A 23,575-nucleotide genomic window follows, 5' to 3' on the forward strand; every position below is an offset into this window, starting at 1 on the left:
CGCGCTGTCAGTGGCAGGTGCGAGGATGCGTGCAGTACTGGCCGACGTGCTGGGGCGGAGTGGGGGACTCCGCGCCCGGGCAGAAGGGACCGCTGACGGCGATGCAGATCCGGCTGACCGTCGTAGACCCGCTGGGCCTGGCGGCTCCGGCTCGGGACCGCGCCGCGCGCTGCGACGTGCTGGTCACTGCGCCCGCCGGGACGGCGCTCGCGGTGGTGGCCTCGGGGCTCGCCCAGGTGGTCCTCGGCGGTGACGGCTCGGGCTCCCCGGTGCTGTACGCCGGGGAGCAGCGGCTCGACGCCCAGCGCTGCACGCTCGGCGAGCCCCCGCTGACCGACGGTGCCGTGCTGTCCGTGGGCGCGCCGGGCGAGCCGGAGCCGCATCCCGAGCTGGACGACGCCCCGGCCCAGCTCCAGGTGGTCGCCGGGCCCGACGCCGGCGGTGTCCACCTGCTGCACGGCGGCGAGATCCGCATCGGCCGCTCCGCCGACGCCGATGTGCCGCTCGACGACCCGGACGTCTCCCGGCTGCACTGCGCGGTGACGGTGTGCCCCGACGGCCGCGTCTCGGTCGCCGACCTCGACTCCACGAACGGCACGACGCTGGACGGCGCGCGCGTGGGCGACCGGGCGGTCCGTTTCGCGCCGGGGGCGCTGCTCCGGATCGGCGAATCGGCTCTGCGGCTGGCTCCCGCCGGGGGGCCCGGGGCCCGGGTGGACACGACGCCGGACGGGGAGGGGCACGTGCGCGTGCCGGGGCCCGCCGGCGGCTCGGGCGCGGATATGCGCGCGTCGGGGACGGTCACTGGGGCTCTCGGTGGTGCCGGGGCTGGGGGGGCTGCCGGTGCTGTGGGCTCTGCCGGTACCGCGGCTTCTGCCGGTACTGCCGGAGCTGTGGGTTTTTCCCGGCCCGCTGGTGCTTCCGATCCTGGGGGGCCTGCCAGTCCTGCGGGACCGGCCGAGTCTGCCGGACCTGCCGAGTCTGCCGGACCTGCCGGGCCTGCCGGTGCTTCGGGGTCTGGCGGGCGTGCCGGTGCTTCCGACCCTGCCGGGTCCTTCGGGCGTACCGGTGCCTCCGGGCCTGGCGATGCTTCCGGGCGTACCGGTGATTCCGGGCCTGGCGGTACTTCCGGGCGTACCGGTGATTCCGGGCCTGCCGGGTGGATTGGGCCTGCCGGTGCCGGTCCAGCCGGGTCTGCCGGGCGTGCCGGTGATTCCGGCCCTGCGGGACCTGCCGGGTCTGCCGGTTCCTCCGGTCCTACCGGAGCTTCCGGGGCCTCCGGTCCTCCCGGGTCTCTCGGGCGTGCCGGTGCCTCCGGCCCTGCGGGTCCCGCCGGTGCTTCCGGCCCTGCCGACTCTGCCGACTCCGCCGGGCCAACTCATCACGCTTACGGCTCGGCGGCCTGGGATGCGCCGGGCACCGCGGGGCGCGGCTCCGGCGACTCGGCGGTGGTGCCGGGGCAGGGCGGAGCGCCGCGGGTCGAGAGCAGGGGTGCCAGAGCGGCCACGGAGGCTTCGCGGCCGGCCGCTGGGGGTGGGCCGGGGGCCACGCAGAGCAGAAATCGGGATGCCGCCGGGGATGAGCCAGGAGCCACACGGGGCGGACATCGGGATGCCGCCGGGGGTGGGCCGGGGGCCGCGCAGGGCGAAAGCCGGGATGCTGTCGGTGAACACGGGCCGGGCCACGCCCGGGGCCAGGGGGACCCGGGGCCCGTCGGCCCCGGCGGACACGCGGCGCGCTCGGCCTCCCGGGAAGGTGCCCGTACGGCTTCGCCGGAGGGCGCGGTCCGGGCTCCCCGGCAGCGCGGAGCCGCCGAGGGCTCGTCGGCGGTGGCCTCCCCCGACGGCGTCACCAGCACTCACCGGCAGCGCGGTACCGGGATCGGCACCGGGGACACGCACGCGGGGCGCTCCGGGGCCGGGGCGTTCGGTGACAGGGGTGCGGGGGTTTCCGGCCACGGCGCGGGAGCGGCGGACGGCGTAGGCCCTCAGGCCGGGACCGGAGGCCAGGCGGCCCCCCGTCCGACGGCTCCCGCCGGGGGCGGCCGTCCCGGCGACGACGACGGCCTGGCCCCGGCGAGCTCCGCAGACGAGCGGTCCGGCCGTGGGCGCAAGGGCACCCCCCTCCGCGGCACCGACGTTCCGCCGGGGACGCGCAGGCGCGGCGGGCTCGGGGCGTGGGCGCGGCGGTTGACCGGAGGGCGTGGCGAGCAGGGGGCGGCCGCGCGCGGGACGCACGAAGACGAGCCGGCCGAAGTCGCGGCGGAGCGCACGGCCGTCGGTCCGGCGGTGCCGGAAACGTGGCCGGATCCTGCCACGCTGCTGCTGACGGCGCTGGGGCCGGGGCCCCGGCTGTGGGAGCGCGGCCCGGGCCACCCGGAGGCCCTCGCGGTGCGCCTCGGCACCGCCGACCGGGCGGCGCCGGACGGCTCGGGCCTGCTGCCCGCGGTGCCGGTGACCTCCGGGCTGCGCGAGGTCGGCGCACTGGGACTGGCCGGGCCGCGGGCGCGGCTCGCCGGGCTGGCCCGTGCCGTGCTGGCGCAGCTCACCGCGCTGCACTCCCCCGACACCCTGGAAATAGTCCTGATCGCGGCGGACCGCTCCCGCCCGCTGGAGGAGCGCACCGCCGAGTGGGGCTGGCTGGGCTGGCTGCCGCATGTCCGCCCGGGGCACGGGCAGGACTGCCGCCTGCTGCTCGCCTACGACCGGGAACAGGCCGCCGCCCGCACGGACGAGTTGCTCCGTCGCCTGGAGGACCAGCTGGCGGACGCGGGAGGAAACACCGCAGGGGCCGCCGGGCTGCTGGACAACGTGCGGTTCTCCAGAGCCCAGGTGACCGACGGCCCGAGCGGCAGCGCGCCACGCCCCGACGCCGACAACCCCGTGCCCGGCACCGCCGCTCCCGTGACCCGCCGCCCCTCCTGGGCCCGGGACGACACCCCCGCCCCCGCCCCGGCCACCGGCTTCCCCGGCCCCTACACCGTCCTCGTCGTGGACGGCGACCCCGGCGGGGCCGATCTGCGCGAGGCCGTGGCACGGCTGGCGCTGGAAGGCCCCCGGGCCGGGATCCACGTCGTCTGCCTGGCCGAGACCGCGGCCGCCTCCCCCGCCTCGCCCGTTACGGAGACCTACGAGGCGGCCTGCTCGGTGGCGCCCACGTTCCGGCAGTGCGGTGCGGTCGCGCTGCTCAGCGGGGACGTGGCGACGGCCCTGCGGCTGATGCGCGTGGCCCGGGTCGACGGCGCCTCGGGACCGGTCGGGCCCGTGGGCCACGGCACCATCGCCACCGTCGACGCCGTCTCCGCCGCGTGGGCCGAGCGGTTCGCGCGGGCGCTGGCGCCGCTGCGTACGGACGGCGCGACGAGCGAGCGGCAGCCGCGCGTCTCCGCGCCCCTGCCCCAGGCTGCCCGGTTGCTGGACGAGCTGGGCCTGGCCCGGGCCACCCCGGCGTCGCTGATGGCGCGCTGGGCGGACGCGGCCGACGACACCGAGGCGCTGGGCGGGCGGGTGCGCGCGGTGCTGGGCGCCGGGCCGCGCGGCCCGGTCTGCGCGGACCTCGCGGCCCAGGGACCGCATCTGCTGATCGAGGGCCCGCCGGGCAGCGGACGTACGGAGCTGCTGCGGGCGGTCGCCGCGTCCCTGGCCGCCGCCGAGCGGCCGGACCGGCTGGGCATCGTGCTGGTCGACGGCCGGGGCGGCCCCGGCGCGGGCGGCGGGACCGGCGAGGGACTGCGCGTGTGTACGGACGTCCCGCATGTCACCACGTACCTCACGGCCCACGACCCCGTCCGGATGCGCGAGTTCGCGCAGTCCCTGAGCGCCGAACTGAAGCGGCGCGCCGAGCTGCTGGGGCGGTCCGACTTCACCGAGTGGCACACCGGGCGCGAGCTGTCGGGCCGTATGGTCGCCCAGCGCACGGCGACGGTTCGGGGCGGCGCCCGGGCCGAGGCCGGTGCCGGGACCGCCGCCGGTGCCGGGGATCTCGACTCCCCGCCCAGTTCGACGATGCGGCTGCGGCCCGGAGCGGGCCGGCGGCGGACGGAGGCGGCGCCGCCGCTGCCCCGGCTCGTCGTGGTCGTGGACGACCTGGACGCGTTGGTCTCCCCCGCCCTCGGCTCGACCGGACGGCCCGCGGCCGGGTCGGTGATGCGCGCGCTGGAGGCCGTGGCCCGGGAGGGCGAGCGGCTGGGGGTCCACCTGGTGGCGGCCACCGGTCCGTGCGCCCGTACGGCGGAGACGGAACCGGCGCGCCGGGCCACTCTCCGCGTCACCCTCGACGCCCCGGCACCGGGCCCCGACGAGCCCGCTCCGGGCCGTGGCCGCCTCGTCTGTGCGGACGGGCGGATCACGCCGTTCCAGGGCGGTCGGGTCACCGGCCGCATCCCCCGGACGGCGACGCTGCGCCCCACGGTCGTGCCCCTGGAATGGCACCGCATGGGTGACCCTCCGGCCCGCCGTCCGGTGCGGGAACTCGGAAACGGCCCGACCGACCTGGCACTGTTGGCCAGCGCGCTGGAAAGGGCGGCGCGGGAGGTCGCGGCGGCGCGGGTGCCGTCACTTCTGTAGCACTCGTCCATGGCACTGGCTGGATGCCGACCCCGTCCGTTGATCAGGGACGAGTCCCTGGTCACGAGGGGGTCACGATCCCTCGCTTGACAGCCGACGCCATCTTGCCGCCCCCGCACACCCGGGCGTAGACCAGATCGCACGGGAGCGCGCTCGACGTTCGACGATGGAACGAAGAACGGGGCAGTCATGCGCATGACGAGCACCATCCGGACACGCTGGTCGCCGCAACGGGACAAGGCGACCCCCCAGCACCGCAGAGCCGCCAAGGCCGCGGCCGCCGTCGCCGCGGGAGCGCTCGCGCTCTCGCTCACCGCCTGCGGAGGCGACGGCGACGGAAACAGTGGAACCGAGGGAAACACCGAGGAGACCGCCAACAACGTCACTCTTCCGAAGCTGGACGGGACGAGCCTGGAGATCGCCGCCGTGTGGAGCGGCGCCGAGCAGGCCAACTTCAAGAAGGTCCTGGCGGAGTTCGAGAAGCGCACGGGCGCCAAGGTCACGTTCGTGCCCGCCCAGGACCCGATCATCAACTTCATCGGCTCGAAGGTGGCCGGTGGACAGCCGCCGGACATCGCGATGCTGCCGCAGCCGGGCGCCATCAAGCAGGCCGTCGACCGGGGCTGGGCCAAGCCTCTCGGCGCCGAGGCCCTGAAGGAGCTCGGCGAGAACTACTCGCAGGGCTGGCAGGACATCGGCAAGGTGGGCGGCAAGCAGTACGGCGTCTACTACAAGGCCGCCAACAAGTCCCTGATCTGGTACAACAACCAGGTCTTCGAGAACGCCGGGGCGAGTGAGCCCGAGACCTGGCCGGATCTGCTGAAGACGGCACAGACGGTCTACGACTCCGGCGTCACCCCGTTCTCCGTCGGCGGCGCCGAGGGCTGGACGCTGACCGACTGGTTCGAGAACGTCTACCTCTCCCAGGCCGGGCCGGAGAAGTACGACCAGCTGGCCAAGCACGAGATCAAGTGGACGGACCCGTCCGTGAAGGACGCGCTGACCACGCTCGCGCAGGTCTGGGGCAAGGCGAACTACGTCGCGGGCGGGGCGAACGGGGCGTTGCAGACCGACTTCCCGGCCTCCGTCACGCAGGTCTTCACCGGCGGGGACCAGCCCAAGGCGGCCATGGTCGCGGCGGGCGACTTCGCGCAGGTCAACATCCCGACGACCATGAAGATCGGCACGGACGCGAAGGTGTTCCCGTTCCCCGCGGTGGGTGACACGGGGCCCGTGGTCTCGGGCGGCGACGCGGCCGTGATCCTTCAGGACTCGAAGGGAGCGCAGGCCCTGGCCACGTGGCTCGCCTCGCCCGACGCGGCCCAGATCCAGGCCAAGCTGGGCGGCTACCTCTCGCCGAACAAGAACGTGCCGAACTCCGCGTACCCGAACGCGGTGCAGCAGAGGATCGCCAAGGCGCTCATCGACGCCGGTGACGACTTCCGCTTCGACATGTCCGACCAGGCCCCGCAGGCCTTCGGCGGCACGCCCGGCAAGGGCGAGTGGAAGATCCTCCAGGACTTCCTGAAGAACCCGAAGGACGTCGCGGGTACGCAACAGAAGCTGGAGACCGAAGCGGCCGCGGCCTACGGAGGCTGACGGCATGACGTCGGCCGCGGCGGCAGGGGGCGTCAAGCCCCCTGCCGCTCCCAAGTCGCGCAAGAGTGTGACCGGCACCCGCAGGATCGTCGCGGCGCTGTTCCTGCTGCCCGCGCTCGTTCTGCTCGGCGCGCTCGTGGTGTACCCGATCGGGTACTCGGTGGTCCGCAGCTTCTACGACCAGTCCGGCGACGGCTTCGCCGGGATCGACAACTACAAGGCCCTCTTCACCGACGAGGGCATCCGCACCGCGCTGAAGAACAACGTCATCTGGGTGGTGTTCGCGCCGACGGTCGCGACGGTGCTCGGCCTGATCTTCGCGGTGCTGACCGAACGGGTGCGCTGGGGCACGGCCTTCAAGCTGGTCGTCTTCATGCCGATGGCGATCTCGATGCTGGCGGCGGGCATCATCTTCCGCCTGGTCTACGACCAGGACCCGGACAAGGGCGTCGCGAACGCGGTGTGGGTGGGCGTGCACGACACGTTCGCCCAGGCGTCGGCGTTCCCGAAGGCCCACCCGGGGAGGGAGTCGCCGCTGGAGCCGGCGGGCGGGGGCGCCTTCATCACCAAGTCGCCCGTCCGCACGGGCGAGACCGTCTTACTGCCCCTGGTGGGTGTCGCGCCGGACCTGATGCCGGACGACGCGAAGCCCGCCGTGGCGGCGAAGCCCGAGCCGGACAAGATCACTGGTACGACCTGGCAGGACTTCACGCGGGGCGAGGGCGTGGGGACGCTCAACCGGGTCGACCCGTCCGAACTGGGCTATGCCGGAATGAGGATCGAGGCCGTGAAGGACGGCAGGGTAGTGGCGTCGGCGACGGCCGCCGACGACGGCACCTTCACGCTGCCGGCCTCGGCCGACGGGGCCCAACTCCGGCTCCCCGACAGCAACTTCAAGGAGCCGTACCGGGGTCTGGACTGGCTCGGACCGTCCCTGGTCACCCCGGCCATCATCGGCGCGTACATCTGGATGTGGGCGGGCTTCGCGATGGTGCTGATCGCGGCCGGGCTCGCGGGCGTGCCGCGCGAACTCCTGGAGGCGGCCAGGGTCGACGGCGCGACCGAGTGGCAGGTGTTCAGACGGGTCACGGTGCCGCTGCTGGCGCCGGTCCTCGCGGTCGTCACCGTCACCCTGATGATCAACGTGCTGAAGATCTTCGACCTGGTCTTCATCATCGCCCCCGGCTCCGCCCAGGACGACGCGAACGTCCTCGCCCTGGAGCTGTACCGCAAGGGCTTCTCCGAGGACCAGCCGGGCATCGCCAGCGCCATCTCGATGTTCCTGCTGCTCCTCGTGATCCCGGTGATGTGGTTCAACGTACGGCGGCTGAGGCGGGAGGTGCGGCGATGAAGGCGAAGCAGTCGCTGGGGTCCCGGCTGGCCGAGAGGGTCAGCGGTGGGCTGGTGCGGGTGTTCCTCATCGTCGTCGGCCTGTTCTGGCTGGTGCCGACGATCGGTCTGCTGCTGGCCAGTCTCCGCTCGCCGGAGGACATCGCGGCGAGCGGCTGGTGGAAGGTGTTCACCGAGCCGTCGCAGATCACCTTCGACAGCTACTCCAAGCTGCTGGAGAACGAGGACATCACCAGCAGCCTGCTCAACACGGTGTGGATCACCGTGCCGGCGACGCTGCTTGTCGTGATCGTCGGCTCGCTGGCGGGCTACGCCTTCGCCTGGATGGAGTTCCCGGGTCGCGACTGGTGGTTCCTGGGCGTGGTCGGCCTGTTGGTCGTGCCCGTGCAGGTCGCGCTGATCCCGATCGCCGAACTCTTCGGCGAGATCGGCATCTTCGGCTCGGTGATCGGCGTGGTGCTCTTCCACGTCGGCTTCGGCCTGCCGTTCGCCGTGTTCCTGCTGCGGAACTTCTTCGCGGAGATCCCGAGAGAGCTGCTGGAGGCGGCACGGCTGGACGGGGCGGGTGAACTGCGCCTGTTCTTCCGTGTCGTGATGCCGCTCGGCGCACCGGCGATCGCCTCGCTCGGCATCTTCCAGTTCCTGTGGGTGTGGAACGACATGCTGGTCGCGCTGATCTTCTCGGACTCCGGGAGCCAGCCGATCACGGTCGCACTCCAGACGCAGGTACGGCAGTTCGGCAACAACATCGACGTGCTGGCACCCGGCGCGTTCATCTCGATGGTGGTCCCGCTGGCCGTCTTCTTCGCGTTCCAGCGGCAGTTCGTGTCCGGCGTGATGGCGGGAGCCGTCAAGTAGCGTCCAGCGCGAGGCAGTTGGAGGGGCGGACCGGTCGCGGTCCGCCCCTTGCGCGTTCCCCCGGATGCCGTAGCCGCCGTAACCAACTCACCCCACCGGCCGTTCCCGGGCCGAACGCCCGCGCCGACCGATGGATGGCCTTTTGCCCAGGTTCAGTGTCATTGTCCCCGCGTACCAGGTTCAGGCGTACCTGCACGAGTGCCTCGAATCGGTGCTCTCCCAGTCCTGTCCCGATCTGGAACTGATCGTCGTCGACGACTGCTCGCCGGACGCGTGCGGCGCGATCATCGACGAGTTCGCCGCCCGCGACGCGCGCGTCCACCCCGTCCACCTGCCCGAGAACGTCGGCCTGGGCCGCGCGAGAAACGCCGGCTTGGCGCACGCGAGCGGCGACTACCTGCTGTTCCTGGACAGCGACGACACCCTCACGCCCGACGCGCTGCGGTCGATCGCGGACCGGCTGAAGGAGACGGGCGATCCGGACGTCCTGGTCTTCGACTACGCGCGCACCTACTGGACGGGGGAGACGGTCCGCAACCAGGCGGCCCTCCAGCTCACCGAGCAGGGCCCGGCCCCGTTCCGCCTGGAGGACCGGCCGGGCCTGCTGCGGCTGCTGATGGTCGCCTGGAACAAGGCCTACCGGCGGGAGTTCGTCGAGGAGCAGGGGTTCGTCTTCCCGCCCGGGTACTACGAGGACACGCCGTGGACGTACCCGGTGCTGATGACCGCTGAGTCGATCGCGACCCTCGACCGCGTCTGCGTGCACTACCGCCAGCGGCGGCAGGGCAGCATCCTGCGCACCACAAGCGAGCGGCACTTCGACGTCTTCGAGCAGTACGACCGGGTGTTCGCGTATCTGGAGGAGCGCCCCGAACTGTCCCGGTGGCGGCCGGTGTTGTTCCGCCGCATGGTCCATCACCTGGCGATCGTGTACTCCCGGCGAGACCGGCTGCCCCCCGGCTCGCGCGCGGACTTCATGCGCCGGGCCCGCGCCCACTACCGCCGCTACCGCACCCGGGGCGCCCCCGTCCCGCTGCGCGCCCGGGTGCAGCACACCCTGATCCGCTTCGGCCTGCACCGCACGTACCGCACGCTCCAGCTCGTGTCGTCCCTGCACCGCGGCGTCGCGCGGACCACCGGGAAGCTGTTGCGCGGCCTGCGGTCCGCCTCCCTCAGGCTCCACTACCGCGTCCAGCGCTGTCTCCCGCTGCGCGCCGACCGGGCCGTCTTCACCGCCTACGACGGCCGCGGCCACAGCTGCAACCCGGGCGCGCTGGAGTCCGCGTTCCGCGATCTCGCGCCGCACATCCGCACGGCGTGGATCGCCCGTCCCGAGCACCACCACACCATCCCGCCGGGCTCGCGCCGCCTCGTCCCCGGCACGGCCGCCTACTGGACGGCGCTCGCCCGCTCCGCCTGGCTGGTCAGCAACACGGCATTCGACCACCGCCTGGTCAAGCGCCGGGGCCAGACCCTGATCCAGACCGGGCAGGGCACCCCGCTGGGGCACATCGGCCTCGACCTCCAGGAGCGCCCGGCGGCGGCCCGGGGCAGGGACTTCGCCCGGCTGCTCGAGGGTGTCGACCAGTGGGACTACGTGCTGTCCGCCAATCGCCACACCACTCTCACCCACGAGCGCGTCCACCCCGGCCGCTACACCACGCTGGAGTACGGCTACCCCCGCAACGACGTGTTCCGCACGGCGACCGAAGCGGACGTGGCCCGGCTGCGCGCCTCGCTCGGCATCCCGGAGGGCACGGTGGCGATCCTCTACGCGCCGACCCACCGTGACTACCGCCGCTCCCAGCGCCACGCCCTCGACCTCCAGCGGATCGTGCGCCGCCTGGGCCCGCGCTTCATGGTGCTGGCCCGCGCCCACCACGCCTACGACGCCCCGATGACCAACACCTGCGGCCGGGTCGTCGACGTCAGCGGCCATCCGAGCGTGGAGTCGCTGTGCCTGGCCTCGGACGCCCTGGTCACGGACTACTCGTCGCTGATGTTCGACTACGCCAACCTGGACCGGCCGATCGTGATCCACGCCGACGACTGGGAGGCGTACGACGCGGCCCGCGGCACCTACTTCGACCTGCGCTCGTTCCCGCCGGGCGCGGTCGCGCGCGGCGAGGACGAACTGATCGACATCTTCGCCACCGGCCACTGGCGCGGCTCCCGGTCGGCCCAGCTGCGCTCGGCGTTCCGGGAGCGGTTCTGCACGTACGACGACGGCCGGGCCGCCGAGCGGGTCGTACGCCGGGTCGTGCTCGGGGAGTCGGACCTGCCGCCGGTCGTGCCGCTCGAGAAGCGCCGGCCGGTGCCGTCGGCGGCGGCCTCGCTGGCGCGCGAGCCGCTCGCCACGGTGCCGCACCCGGCCGGTCCGGCCGTCGTCACCGACAGCCTCTGAACCCGGTTCACACACGTGGGAGTTCGCATGCCCTCCAGCCCGTCGCGGCCGACCCCGAGCCGGCCGCCCTCCTGGCGTCCGTCCGGCAGGCCGGGACGCCGTCGCGGCACCTGACGCGGCCCGGGCTTCCGTAGACCCTCGCCCCCTCGACAGAAAGAGCAGAATGCCCCGCTTCAGCATCGTCGTCCCGTCCCATGGGGTCGCGGGCCGGCTGTCCCAGGCGCTGGACTCGATCCTCGCCCAGTCGTTCGGCGACTTCGAGCTGATCCCGGTGTGCGACGCGCCCGACTCACCCGCGGCGGACGTCGTCGCCGGGTACGCCGAGCGGGACTCCCGGGTGACGCCGGTGCACTCGCCGCCGTCGGCCGGTCTGGCCGGGGCGCGCAACACCGGGCTGCGGTCGGCGGTCGGCGGCCATGTGGTGTTCCTCGACGGGGACGACGTCCTGGTCCCGGGGGCACTGGCGGCGCTGGACGCCCGGCTGGGAGCGGTCGGCGACGTCGACGTCGTGTACTTCGAGCACGAGCGCGCCCCCTGGTGGGAGGGCGAGCCGACCAACCCGGCCGCGCCCCTGCTGGCCGGGGCCCCGGACGGGGCCTTCTCGCCCGGCCGGGCCCCGCACCTGACGGGCGTGGCGCTGCCGGCGTGGAGCGCGGCCTACCGTCGGGGCTTCCTCACCGAGCAGAGCCTCGCCTTCCCCGGGGACCACTTCACCGACACCGGGTTCGGCGGTCTGGTCGCCCTGCGGGCCAAGCGGGTGGCGGCCCTGCGCGCGGTCGTCGTCCGGCATCTGCTGCGACGGCAGGGCAACCGTCTCAACCTGCCCGGGGAACACCACGCCGAGCTGCTCGACCAGACCGAGCTGGTGCTGACGCGGGCCGTGGAGCAGGGGCTGCCGGCGGACCGGCTGAGGCCGCTGTTCGAGCAGCTCTTCGCCGCCGTCCTGAAGACGGCCGCCCACCCCCGGCGGCTGCCGGCCGGACGGCGCGCCTTCTTCCGCCGGGCGAGCGCGCTCTACCGGCAGCACCGACCCGCGGGCTACCAACCGCCCGGCGGCAGCCTCGGCGTCCAGCACCGGCTGCTGGCGGCCGGGTCGTACGCGGCGTTCCGCACCCTGCGCGCCGTCAACCAGAGGGCCGCGCGGGCCGCCGCGCAGCTCCCGCACCCCCGGGGGCTGCGCACCCACCTGCGGTACGCGGCGGGGCTGCGCCTCCCCCTCGACAAGAACCTCGCCGTGTACTGCGCGTACTGGGGCCGCGGCTACGCATGCAACCCGGCCGCGATCCACGCCAGGGCCCGCGAACTCGCTCCGCACATCCGCTCGGTGTTCCTGGTGGAGCCGGACGCGGTGGACAGCGTGCCGAAGGACGTGGAGTACGCGGTGATCGGCAGCCGGAAGTACTGGCAGGTGCTGGCCCGCGCCAAGTACCTCGTCAACAACGCCAACTTCGCGGACGCCGTCGTCAAACGCCCCGGCAGCGTGCACCTCCAGACCCAGCACGGCACACCGCTGAAGAAGATGGGCGCCGACCAGGCGACGTACCCCGTGGTGGCCGCGGCGACCGGCAGCTTCACCAAGCTGCTGGCCCGGGTCGACCGCTGGGACTACAACCTCACCTCCAACCGCCACTCCACCGAGATGTGGGAGAAGGCGTTTCCGGGCGCGCACGAGACCCTCGAGTACGGCTATCCGCGCAACGACGTCTACTACACGGCCTCCGCCCAGGACGTCGCCCGCGTCCGCAAGGAACTGGGCGTCCCCGACGGCAAGAAGGCCCTGCTTTACGCGCCCACGCACCGCGACTACGCCACCGGCTTCGCGTCGGGCCTGGACCTGGCGGAGTTCTGCGAGGCGATCGGCGACGACTACGTGGTGCTGCTGCGCGCCCACTACTTCTACGACCAGGGGGCGAGCCGGGGCGGCGGCCGGATCATCGACGTCACCGGGCACCGCTCCTCGGAGGACGTGTGCCTGGCCGCCGACGCGCTGATCACCGACTACTCGTCGATCATGTTCGACTACGCCAACCTGGACCGGCCGATCGTCGTGTACACCGACGACTGGGAGGTCTACCGGGAGATCCGGGGCGTCTACTTCGACCTGATGCGGGTCCCGCCCGGCCGGATCGCCCGCACGCCCGAGGAACTCGCGGCCGTGTTCCGCGACGGCGGCTGGGCGGACGAGTCCGCCAGCGCCCTGCGCGCCGCGTTCCGGGAGCGCTTCTGCCAGTTCGACGACGGGCGGGCCGCCGAGCGCGTCGTACGCCGGGTGCTGCTGGGGGAGCCCCCCGAGTCGATCCCGCCCGTGATCCCGCTCGCGGAGCGCGTCCCGGCCCCCGCCGCCACCCTCGTAAGGAGCTGACCGAAGAAGTGCCCCGCTTCAGCATCATCGTCCCCGTCTACAAGGTGCAGGGCTTCCTGCGCGAGTGTCTCGACTCGGTGCTCGGCCAGTCGTACGGCGACTTCGAGGTGATCGCCGTGGACGACCGCTCGCCGGACGGCAGCGGCGCGATCCTCGACGAGTACGCGGCCCGCGACGCCCGGGTGCGGGTGCTGCACCTGCCCGAGAACGTCGGCCTGGGCCGGGCCCGCAACGCCGGCCTGGAGCAGGCGGCCGGCGACTACGTCCTGTTCCTCGACAGCGACGACTGCTACACGCCGGGCCTGCTGGCGGCCGTCGCCGCGCGCCTCGAAGCGACCGGCGAGCCGGACATCCTGGTCTTCGACCATGTGCGCACCCACTGGTGGGGCCGGGGCGGGCGCAGTGAGGCGGCGGACCTGCTGGCCGCGGCGGGCACGGACACCTTCGGCATCCGTCAGAGCCCGCAGTACCTGAACCTCTTCCTGGTCGCCTGGAACAAGGCGTACCGCCGGTCCTTCTTCCAGGAGCACGAGCTTCAGTACGCGCCGGGGCTGTACGAGGACGCGCCGGTCACGTACCGGTCGATGGTGCTGGCGGAGCGGATCGCCTGTCTGGACCGGATCGGGGTGGAGTACCGGCAGCGGCGGCAGGGCGCGATCACCAAGACGCCGGGGCGCCGCCACTTCGACATCTTCCGGCAGTACGAGGGCCTGTTCGCGTTCCTGGAGCAGCGCTCCGACCTCGACTGGGCGCGGCCGCTGCTGCTGGAGCGGGCCCTGGACCACATGCTGTTCGTGATGGCCCGGGCAGACCGGGTGCGGCCCGCCGACCGGGGCGACTTCTACCGTGAGATCCGCTCCTTCCACCGGCGTCACCTCCCCGAGGGCGGCTTCCCGGAGCCGGACGGCTGGCGCGGGGTCGAGATGCGGCTGCTGGCGTCGGCGCCCTACGCGTCGTACGCGGCGGTCCGCGGGCTGCGGGACCTGCGCGCGGCCGCCCTGGGCGGGCAGCGGCGGGTGGCGCGGAAGGCGTCGGCGGCCGCCGGGCGCACCTGGTACCGGGCCCAGTCGAAGCGGCCCCTCGATCCGCATCTCGCCGTCTACTCGGCGACCCACCACCGGGGGGTGTCCGGCGACCCGGCCGCGATCCACGCCACGGCGCGCGAGATCGCCCCGCACATCCGGGGCGTGTGGGTGGTCCGGGAGGACGCGGTGGACTCGCTGCCGCCCGGCATCGACCATGTGACGCCGGGCTCGCGGCGCTACCACGAGGTCATGGCGCGGGCCACGTACTGGGTGAACAACGTCAACTGGCCCGGCACCCTGGCCAAGCGGCCCGGCACCGTCCACATCCAGACCCACCAGGGCACCCCGCTCAAGTACATGGGCGCGGACCTGCTGACCAAGCCGGGCGCCCGGCTCGGCTTCGACGTGCCGCAGATGCTGCGCCGCGCCGACCGCTGGGACTACAGCCTGGTCGCCGGGCGGCACGCGGAGCGGGCCTGGGAGCGGGCGTACCCGTGCCACTTCACCTCCCTGCGGACCGGCAGCCCGCGCAACGACGTGCTGGTCGGCGCCGGCCCGGAGCGGGGCCCGGCCGTCCGCGAGCGGCTCGGCGTCCCCGCCGGCCACACGGTCGTGCTGTACGCGCCGACCCGCCGCGACTACCGGCGGGGCGGGCACGTCGACCGCTTCGACCTGGCCCGGTTCGCCGCGGACCTCGGCCCCGGCCACACGCTCGTCGTCCGGCTGCACCCGTCACTCGCCGGGGGTGTGGCGCGCGGCCTGGGCCTTGCCGACCTGCACCGGCGCGGGGTGGTGGTGGACGCGACAGACGAGCCGCACGTCGAGGACGTGATGCTCGCCTCCGACGTGCTGGTCACCGACTACTCCGCCCTGTTGTTCGACTATGTCCTCCTGGACCGGCCTGTGGTGGTGCACGCCGACGACTGGGGCGCGTTCGCGGCGAGCCGGGGCGCCTACTTCGACATCACAGCCGACGCGCCGGGGCATGTGTCGCGCTCGTACCGGGAGCTGGCCTGGCTGTTCGCGTCCGGCACCTGGCGGGACGCGGAGTCGGCGCGGCTGCGGGCGGGCTTCAGGGAGCGGTACTGCGAGTTCGAGGACGGACGGGCCGCCGAGCGGGTCGTCCGTCTGCTGATGCTGGGCGAGCGGGGCGGTGCGCTGCTGCCCGCGGCCCGCCGGACCCCGGGCCTGCCTGCCCGGTCCGGGGCGCTGGTCGAGCGATGAGAACGCCCGCCGGCCCCGAGGCCGTTCCCTCCATGCCCGGCCAGCGGGCCTCCTCGGCACGGCCGCCGGCCGTCGTCGAGCGGCTGCGGCCGGCGCACTGGTGGCACGCGGCCCTGGTCGCCGTGCCGACCGCGGCCCTGTTCGTGCTGGGCTACCGGCGGCGCTGGATCTGCGACGACGGGCTGATCTACCTGCGTCCCGTCCGGCAGATCCTGGCGGGCAACGGGCCCGTGTTCAACGTGGGGGAACGCGCGGAGAGTTCGACCGGCACCCTGTGGCAGTGGCTGCTCGCGCTCGGCACCTGGGTCACCGGCGAGGACCCGGCGTTCCTCGCGGTCGGGCTCGGGCTGCTGCTGAGCACGGCCGGTTTCGGGCTCGCCCTGTACGCCACGTGCCGACTGCACCGGGGCGCGGGGCTGCTGCTCCCGGCCGGTGTGTTCGTGCTGCTGGCCGTGCCGCCCTTCTGGTCGTACATGACCTCGGGCCTGGAGAGCGGCCTCGGCGCCTTCTGGACCGGTCTGTCGTGGTGGCTGCTGACGGGCACCCGGCGCGGTCGGGAGGCCCGGGTGACCTGCGCCGGCGCCTTCGTGTTCGGGCTGGGTTTGCTGGTCAGGCCGGATCTCGCGGTGGTCACGGTGTGCTTCCTGGCGGCGCAGTGGTGGGTGCTGCGCCCGTCCCGGCGGGGGACCGCGGCGATGCTGGCCTCGGCGGTGGCGCTGCCGCTGGCGTACGAGGTGTTCCGGGCGGGGTACTACGGGATCCTGGTGCCGTTGCCCGCCATCGCCAAGGAGGCGGGCGCCAGCGACTGGAGCCGGGGCGCCGGCTATGTGCAGGAGACGCTCGGGCCCTACTGGCTGTGGCCCGTCGTGCCCGTGCTCGCCGCGCCGGCCGTCCTCCTCGTGCGGCGCGTCCGCCGGGAACGGCGGGACCGCGCCCCGGGGCGGACCTCGCTCGCGGTGCTCCTGGCGCCGCTCGTGGCGGGTGCGCTGCTGGCCGGGTACGTCGTCCGCGTCGGCGGCGACTACATGCACGCCCGCATGATCCTGCCCGCCCTCCTGCTGCTGCTCCTGCCGGTCCTGGTCGTGCCCGCGACCAGGTTCACGGGCGTGGCGAGCGCGCTGCTGGTGGTGTGGCTGTGCGCGGTGGTCAGCCCGCTGCGGGCACCGTTCGACGTGCGCAGCACGCCCGGCTCCTTCAACGTGCGCAGCTCCGACGTGGAGGGCCTCGGCGACCACAACCCGGTGCGCACCGCCACCTGGGTGGACAACTGGCCGTCCCTGCCGGAGGGGCGCGGCATGCTGGCCCAGGCCGCGCGAGCGCCCCGGCCGACGTTGCTGTACTTCGACGCCGGGCGCCGGCTGCACGCCACGCCGATGCGGGAGGACTCCCCGTACCACGTGGTGATCGTGGGACGTCATCTCGGTGTCACGGGAGCCGCGGCGCCGCTCGACGCCTATGTCAACGACGCGTGGGGGCTGGCCAGTCCCATCGGCGCGCATCTCGCGCTGGAGCGGTGGAGCTGGCCCGGGCACGAGAAGTTCCTGCGCAACCACTGGGTCTTCGCGGAGTGGTCGGTGGAGCATCCGCCGCAGCGCGACCTGCTGCGGGCCGGGGCCTCGCGGGAGGCGGTCGAGGCGGCCCGGACCGCGCTGGGCTGCGGCGCTCTGGCCGAGCTGAAGGAGTCGGTGCGCGCGCCGCTGACCGCCGAGCGGTTCTGGCGGAACCTCACGGGGGCCTTCGAGCGGACGCGGTTCCGGTTCGCGCGCTGGCCGGCCGCGGCGGAGCGGGCGCTGTGCGACTGACCGGCGGCAGGTGGGTGTAGTCGCCTCACCCGATGAAGTGACCCTGAGTCAGGGCGTGCGCGAGGGCGGGAACATTCGGCGCATGCCCCAGACCCTTGCCCTTCCGACAGTCCTGTGAGCGCCTCGGTCCTCGTCCGGCGGACCGTGCGCGGCGCGACGGCGCTGCGCGGCGGCCGCGTGGGGCGGCTGACCCCGTACCAGTTCTACGGCGCCCTGTTCTGGCTGGTGATGACGCTGGCGTTCTGGCGGATCCCGCTGTGCTGCGACGCCGGGCAGCACGCGGCGGTCGTCGAGCGTCTCAAGGCCGATCTGCTGCACCCGGCCCACACCATGGCGGACCTGCCGGGCGAGGGCAGCCCCTACTACGGGCCCTACGCCGTCGCCCAGGGCGTCCTGGCGCGGCTGACGGGGCTGTCCGGCTGGGAGGTCGTGAAGCTCGCCGGGCCGGTGCATCTGGTGGTGCTGCTGACGGGGATCGGCCGTTTCGTCCGGGCCCTCACCCCGCGCCCGTGGGCGCCGGTCCTGGCCCTGCTGTTCATGACGCTGCTGTGGGGCACCGCGCGGATCCTGTGGAGCGGCTACCTCGGGCTGATGTCGATGACGACGAACCTGGGCTATCCGTCCGCGGTCGCGATCGGGCTGACGTTCTGGGCGTGGGCCTGGACCTGCGTGCGCGCGCGTGAGGACGCCCCCGCCGTACGGTTCGTCGGCCCGAGCGGGCTCGGCGGCTGGTGGGGGTACGCCGGGATCGGCGCCCTGTACGGGCTGATCCTGCTCACCCACCCCGTCACGGCGGCCTCGGCCCTCATCGGGGCGGTGGCGATCGTGGCGTCACGGCAGCGGGCATGGCGCCGGCCGGTCGTGGCGCGCTGGGCGCTCGCCGGGGCGGCCTGCGCGACGGTGGCCCTGACGTGGCCGTACTACGACGTCCTGACACTGGTGGGCGACACCGGCATGGACGCGATGCACCGGCGGCTGTACGAGGGGATGCTCGCCAACTCCTGGCTGGCTCTGCTCGGCCTGCCCGCGCTGTGGGTGCGGGCCCGCAGGTCGGTGCGTGACCCACTGGTGCTGATGTTCCTGCTGGAGTGCCTGCTGGTGGCGTACGGCTGGCTGAGTGGGCACTACACGTACGCCAGGGCCCTGTGGGCCGTGCTGGTGCCGCTCCAGTTCGCGCTGGCGGTGGAGCTGGCGGCGCCCCGGCCGTGGCGGCGGGCCAGGAGGGTGCTGGGCGGGGCGGCGGCGGCCGGGGTGTGCGTCGGGTTCGTCACCGTGCACGCCGGGGCGGTCGTGCCGCGCTCGGTCGACCCGGTGGGGTTCACGCAGCCGACGCGCTGGCCGTCGTACGACTGGGCGGCTCGGCACATCGGGCCGGGCGAGGTGGTGATCACCGACGGGTATCTGGCCAGCCACTCCATCGCCGGGTACGGGCCGAACCTCGCCGCGCCCATCTGGCCCGACCCCGCCCTGGACGAACGGGAACGCAAACGCCGGGCGGCCGACGTCCGCGCCTATCTGGCCCCCGACGCGACCCGCGCCGAGCGTGCCGCCGTCGTCCGCCGCTACCACGTGCGCTGGCTGCTGCTGACGCGCTGGCACCCGGTGCCCGAGGAGGCCGTGGTGGTGGCGTGGAGCAGACGGACGGGGGAGGTGCTGGCGCGGGTCGGGGGGTGACGTGCCGGTGCTTACTCGATAACGAGGTCGACCTCGATGTTGCCGCGGGTGGCGTTGGAGTACGGGCAGACCTGGTGGGCCTGCTCGACCAGCTTGCGGCCGGTCGCCTCGTCGACGCTGTCGGGGAGCTCCACGCGGAGGGTGACGGCGAGTCCGAAGCCCTCGCCCTGCTTGCCTATGGAGACCTCGGCGGTCACGGCGGCGTCGCTGACGTCGACCTTGGCCTGGCGGCCGACGAGGCCGAGGGCGCTGCCGAAGCAGGCGGCGTAACCGGCGGCGAAGAGCTGCTCGGGGTTGGTGCCCTGGCCGTTGCCGCCCAGCGCCTCGGGCATGCCCAGCGCGAGGTCCAGCACGCCGTCGGAGCTGACGGCGCGGCCCTCGCGGCCGTGGGTGGCGGTGGCGACAGCGGTGTAGAGCGCGTCCATGGAAATCCTTCCCTCTCACACGTCAAGGTGCGGCGGCCCGCTACCGGGCCGCCTGACGCCCAGAAGTAGAGCACACAACTAAGTTGTGCGCAATTAAATGGCGGCCACGAGCTACCCTGGAGGCATGAACACGCCGGACGACGACTGGCTCCGCCTGGACCAGCAGATCTGCTTCTCCCTGCACGCGGCCTCCCGCGCCTTCAACGGGGTCTACCGCGTGATCCTCAAGGACCTCGGGCTCACGTACCCGCAGTACCTGGTGATGCTGGTGCTGTGGGAGCACGGCGAGCTGCCCGTGAAGAAGCTCGGGGAGTATCTGCGCCTGGACTCCGGCACGCTGTCGCCGTTGCTCAAGCGGCTGGAGGCGGCGGGGCTCGTGCGCCGGGAGCGCAGTGCGCGTGACGAGCGGTCGGTGGAGGTGCGGCTGACCGAAAAGGGCGTCGCGCTGCGGCGGCGGGCACTTCAGGTGCCGCGCCGGATCGCCGCCTCGACCGGGTTCGACGCCGACGAGATCCGCGCCCTGCGCGCCCGCCTCGACGAGCTCACCACCGCGCTGGACGCGGCCGCACGCGCGGAGCCGGCGGGCGGCTCGCAGGCAGCCGGGCGGTCGTAGCGGAGGGGGGCTCGCCGGTGGGCGCGCCGGGCGGCCCATCGGCGGTTGCGACGCCGACGACCGCACTGGACGCGGCCAGCGCGGAGCCGGTGGACGGCTCGCCCGCAGCCGGCGGTCGCAGCGAAGGGCGGCTCGCCGGCGGACGCGCCGGGCGGCCCATCGGCGGCCGGTACGTCGGCGAAGGCTCGCCGCGGCTGCGACGCCGGCCTGCGGCTCGTCGACGGACAGCCCATCGGGCATCAAGGGGCGCGGAGAACTGCGCGATCAACCACCGACGACCGGCACTCGGCACAAACCCCAAGCCGCCACGGCGCCCGGCGGACGGCCCGGCGGACAGTTCGTCGGCGGTCGCGACGCCGGTGGACGGCTCGCCCGTGGCCCCGGCACCTCGGCGGTCGCGGCACCGGCGGTCGCCACCCCGGTGGACGCGTCGACGGCCGGTGCGTCGGCCGGGGTTCTCCGGACGTGGAGGCGGAGGATCACCCTGTCCCGGGTGTGTTCCTCCCGGACGGTGAACTCCTCCGCCAGGACGGCGAGTTTCGTGCGCTCGACCGGATCGGGCGGAGACCAGCGCGGGTCCAGGGCGTACGCCTCGGCGACGACCCAGACGCGGTCCACCGAGGCGAGCCTGTGCCGCAGTTCCCCGGGGGTCGCCTCACGGCCCCACAGCGTCCCGGACCGGGGCGCCGACTCCCGTAGCGCGATGTCCCGGACCTGCCGGAAGCCCTTCGGGTAGGCCAGCGCGGCGAGCCTCCCGACCGACGGGACGAACAGCACCGGGTCGCCGGGTCGCATCTGGCGGAGGGCGAGCGCGGAGACGACGGCCAGGTTGTCGGGGCGGTGGGCGGCGGACCGGTCCTGGCGGTGAGCGGGGAGGTGGTGGACGAAGGTGACGGTGAGGGCGAGGACGCCGGTGACGCCCAGCAGGGCGTGCACCCGCCGGCCGCCGACCCGTACCCGGCGCCCGTCGAACCGCACCCGGCCCAGCACTCCGGCCACCCGCCCGGCCCCGGCGGCCACCAGCAGGGACGCTCCCCCCAGGGAGTAGAGCACGTACCGGTCGTGGAACAGCGGCCGCACCTGCGACACGCTCATCAGGATCCCCGCCGGCACGAGCAGCAGCGGGAGCGCGACCGCCGCCAGCCGCCGCGTCCGGAGCCCGACGGCCATCAGCAGCAGCGAGGCCCAGAAGACCACGCCCGTCGGCCCGGGAGAGAAGTTCCGCACCAGCCTCTCGGCCCTGTCCCACCCGGGCGCCACCAGCCACGCCACCTGCCCGGACTGCCCCTGCGACACCCACACCAGCGGCAGCAGGAGCACCACCGCCGCCCCGGCCGCCCGCCCCCACCCCGACCACACCGCCCTCGGCACCCGCAGCAGGGCCAGTGTCAGCGCGTGCGCGCAGAGCACCAGCACCGCCAGCTCGTGCAGCAGACAGGTCAGGGCGACGACGGCCCCGTACGGCCACCAGGCCCGGGCGGTGCCCGCCTCCACCGCCCTGAGCAGCAGCAGCGTCGCCCCCGCCACGCCCGCCGCGACGAGCGCGTACGACCGTCCCTCCTGGGCGTAGTGGCCGGTCATCGGCGTGATCGCGTAGAGAAGACCGGCCCACAGGCCGACGCGCGGGCCGGCCAGCCGGACGCCGAGGGCCGCGACCAGGCCGGCGGTCGCGGTCGCCGCGCACACCGACGGCAGACGCAGGACGACCTCGCCCGGGTGGGCGGCGAGGACGGCGTGCATGAACAGGTAGTACAGGCCGTGCACCGCGTCCACGTCGTGCAGCAGCCGCCAGATCTGCGGCACCGTGCGCTGCGCCACCTGGAAGGTGACGCTCTCGTCGCCCCACATGCCACCCCGGTCCAGGCCCCACAGCCCGATCACCGTCATCACCGCCATGGGAACCGCCACGGGCCCCACGTTCGTGCCGAACCGGCCGCTCCCCCTGGACTGTCCGCTCATCACGGCCCGATTCTGTGCCGTTACGCGGGCTTTGATGACGCTTGATGGTGTGTTATCACTTTTATGTCATTCGCCCGGCTTACGATCCGCCGTAATGAATGCCGTACAGAACCCCGAGAGGCTGCTGCCCCAAGTCGCCGTCGTGGTCATCGGCTACGACGACGCCGCCCATGTGACGGACGCCGTGCGCTCGGCGCTCGCCCAGGGCCCGGCCGTGCGCGAGGTCGTGGCCGTCGACGACTGCTCGAGGGACGGCAGCGTCGGCCTGCTCGACCGGCTCGCCGCGTCGGAGCACCGGCTGAAGGTCATCCGCCGCCGGGCCAACAGCGGCGGCTGCGGCACCCCGCGCAACACCGGGCTCGACGCGGTGACGTCGCCGTACGTGATGTTCCTGGACAGCGACGACGTCCTGCCGCCCGGTGCGGTCGACGCGCTGCTCGACGCGGCGACGGGCGCGCACGCGGAGGTCGCGGGCGGTCTGTGCGTACGCCGGGAGCTGCCGTCGGGGCGCGAAGTACCCTGGCAGCCGCGCCTGTACGCGCTGCACGCCGTGGTTCCGCACCCCACGCTGCGGCCGCGCCTGGTCCACGACACGCTCTGTGTCAACAAGCTCTACCGCACCGGCTTCCTGCGCGAGCACGGCATCCGCTTCCCCGAGGGCCGCTTCCCGTACGAGGACGTCGTCTTCACCGCGCGCGTGCTGGCCGCGGCCCCGCGCATCGCCTTGGTCCCGGACCGGGTGTACGTGTGGCACGTGCGACGGTCCGCCGCGCGGCTGTCGATCTCGCTGGACCGGTCCGGCGTCGAGAACTGGCGGGCCCGTACGGAGGCGTGCCGACAGGCGTACGAGGTCCTGCTGGGCGCCGGGCGGAAGGAACTCGCCCGGGTCGCGCGCGCCAAGTTCCTCGACCACGACCTGCGGATGTACATGCGGGAACTGGGGTTGCGCGACCCCGCCTACCGGCGCGCGTGGTGGGAGCTCACGCGGGCGCATCTCGCCGAGTACGACGCGGACGACTGGGCCCGCAACCCGGCCGCTCCCGGCCGGCTGGTCGGGCGGGTCGTCCTGGCCTCCCCGGAGCCGCGCGACCTGCCCCGGCTGCGGGAGCTGGCCGCCCGCCCGGCCCGGCTGTACCCGCCGTACGCCCGTGCCGTCGACGGCACGCCCGTCTGGTCGGAGGACCTCCCGCACGTCTCCCTGGAGCCCCTGCTCACCCGGCCCGTGCACGTGCTGCCCCTGGCCGTCGACGCGGAACTGCGACCACGCGCGCGTGGCGCCCGGCTGCGGCTGCGCCTGCACGAGCTGTACGGCAGGGTGGCGCAGGCGAGCCCGGAGACGGTGGAGGTGGAGTGGCGGCGCCGGGACGACGGCGACGAGGCGGTCCGCGGTACGACCGCGCTGGTGCCGTCGGCCGGCACCTGGACGGCGGAGACGACAGTGGACCTCGCCGCGCTGGCCGCGCCCGGCGTGGGCACCTGGGACCTGCGCCTTCGGATCCGCTTCCGCGACGGCGTGAGCCGCGACGTCACGGCGCACGCCCTCTCGGGCGCCGGTCTCCTGCGCCGCAGCGCCGTCCCGAGCGCCCGGCACGGCGTGGTACTCGTACAGCCGTACGCCACCCACTCGGGCGCGCTGGCGCTGCGCGTGGCGCCCGGCGTACGCGGTGTGCTGTCCGTCGCGTACGGAAGGCTGCGCCGCCTGCTTCACTGAGAGC

At 74.0% G+C, this 23,575-nt stretch carries 13 protein-coding genes; 11 read left to right on the top strand and 2 right to left on the bottom strand.

Translation table 11 applies throughout. The annotated features are described in order from the left end of the window. Positions 1 to 101: 101 nt before the first annotated feature. The 9 genes from V8690_RS16175 to V8690_RS16215 all read left to right on the top strand — a co-directional run bounded on the left by V8690_RS16175 (position 102) and on the right by V8690_RS16215 (position 18,863). Positions 102 to 4,565, top strand: a complete 4,464-nt coding sequence (locus tag V8690_RS16175) for an FHA domain-containing protein (protein ID WP_338785370.1) — start codon at positions 102 to 104, stop codon at positions 4,563 to 4,565. Between the two features lie 189 nt (positions 4,566 to 4,754). Further along, positions 4,755 to 6,164, top strand: a complete 1,410-nt coding sequence (locus tag V8690_RS16180) for an ABC transporter substrate-binding protein (protein ID WP_338779530.1) — start codon at positions 4,755 to 4,757, stop codon at positions 6,162 to 6,164. A gap of 67 nt (positions 6,165 to 6,231) precedes the next feature. Next, positions 6,232 to 7,515, top strand: a complete 1,284-nt coding sequence (locus tag V8690_RS16185; protein ID WP_338785371.1) for a sugar ABC transporter permease — start codon at positions 6,232 to 6,234, stop codon at positions 7,513 to 7,515. After that, the gene (locus tag V8690_RS16190) at positions 7,512 to 8,372 is read left to right on the top strand and encodes a carbohydrate ABC transporter permease (protein WP_338779532.1); all 861 of its coding nucleotides are present in this window, start codon (positions 7,512 to 7,514) and stop codon (positions 8,370 to 8,372) included. The genes V8690_RS16185 and V8690_RS16190 overlap by 4 nt, the downstream gene beginning before the upstream one ends. A 142-nt stretch (positions 8,373 to 8,514) precedes the next feature. After that, complete coding sequence (locus V8690_RS16195; RefSeq protein ID WP_338779534.1) at positions 8,515 to 10,776, top strand: bifunctional glycosyltransferase family 2 protein/CDP-glycerol:glycerophosphate glycerophosphotransferase; 2,262 nt, start codon at positions 8,515 to 8,517, stop codon at positions 10,774 to 10,776. 163 nt (positions 10,777 to 10,939) lie between these two features. Continuing rightward, positions 10,940 to 13,138 (top strand): CDP-glycerol glycerophosphotransferase family protein, encoded by a 2,199-nt coding sequence (locus V8690_RS16200; RefSeq protein WP_338779536.1) that lies wholly within the window; start codon positions 10,940 to 10,942, stop codon positions 13,136 to 13,138. Between the two features lie 8 nt (positions 13,139 to 13,146). Continuing rightward, the gene (locus V8690_RS16205; protein WP_338779538.1) at positions 13,147 to 15,387 is read left to right on the top strand and encodes a bifunctional glycosyltransferase family 2 protein/CDP-glycerol:glycerophosphate glycerophosphotransferase; all 2,241 of its coding nucleotides are present in this window, start codon (positions 13,147 to 13,149) and stop codon (positions 15,385 to 15,387) included. After that, a complete protein-coding gene (locus tag V8690_RS16210; RefSeq protein ID WP_338779540.1) occupies positions 15,384 to 17,189 on the top strand; it encodes a hypothetical protein in 1,806 nt (601 codons plus the stop codon). The genes V8690_RS16205 and V8690_RS16210 overlap by 4 nt, the downstream gene beginning before the upstream one ends. A gap of 114 nt (positions 17,190 to 17,303) precedes the next feature. After that, positions 17,304 to 18,863 (top strand): hypothetical protein, encoded by a 1,560-nt coding sequence (locus V8690_RS16215; protein ID WP_338779542.1) that lies wholly within the window; start codon positions 17,304 to 17,306, stop codon positions 18,861 to 18,863. A gap of 11 nt (positions 18,864 to 18,874) precedes the next feature. Here V8690_RS16215 and V8690_RS16220 read toward each other — a convergent pair whose 3' ends face one another. Then, positions 18,875 to 19,288 (bottom strand): organic hydroperoxide resistance protein, encoded by a 414-nt coding sequence (locus V8690_RS16220; RefSeq protein ID WP_059421475.1) that lies wholly within the window; start codon positions 19,286 to 19,288, stop codon positions 18,875 to 18,877. A 124-nt stretch (positions 19,289 to 19,412) separates the two neighbouring features. Between V8690_RS16220 and V8690_RS16225 the strand changes: the two genes are divergently transcribed. Further along, positions 19,413 to 19,901, top strand: a complete 489-nt coding sequence (locus V8690_RS16225) for a MarR family transcriptional regulator (protein WP_338779548.1) — start codon at positions 19,413 to 19,415, stop codon at positions 19,899 to 19,901. A gap of 264 nt (positions 19,902 to 20,165) precedes the next feature. Here V8690_RS16225 and V8690_RS16230 read toward each other — a convergent pair whose 3' ends face one another. Further along, a complete protein-coding gene (locus tag V8690_RS16230; protein WP_338785373.1) occupies positions 20,166 to 21,797 on the bottom strand; it encodes a glycosyltransferase family 39 protein in 1,632 nt (543 codons plus the stop codon). A gap of 157 nt (positions 21,798 to 21,954) precedes the next feature. Here V8690_RS16230 and V8690_RS16235 point away from each other — a divergent pair, with 157 nt between their 5' ends. Continuing rightward, positions 21,955 to 23,571: a glycosyltransferase family 2 protein gene (locus V8690_RS16235; RefSeq protein ID WP_338779550.1), complete on the top strand. Its 1,617-nt coding sequence runs from the start codon at positions 21,955 to 21,957 to the stop codon at positions 23,569 to 23,571. Positions 23,572 to 23,575 lie beyond the last annotated feature (4 nt).

The organism is Streptomyces sp. DG1A-41 (assembly GCF_037055355.1).
Lineage (GTDB): Bacteria > Actinomycetota > Actinomycetes > Streptomycetales > Streptomycetaceae > Streptomyces.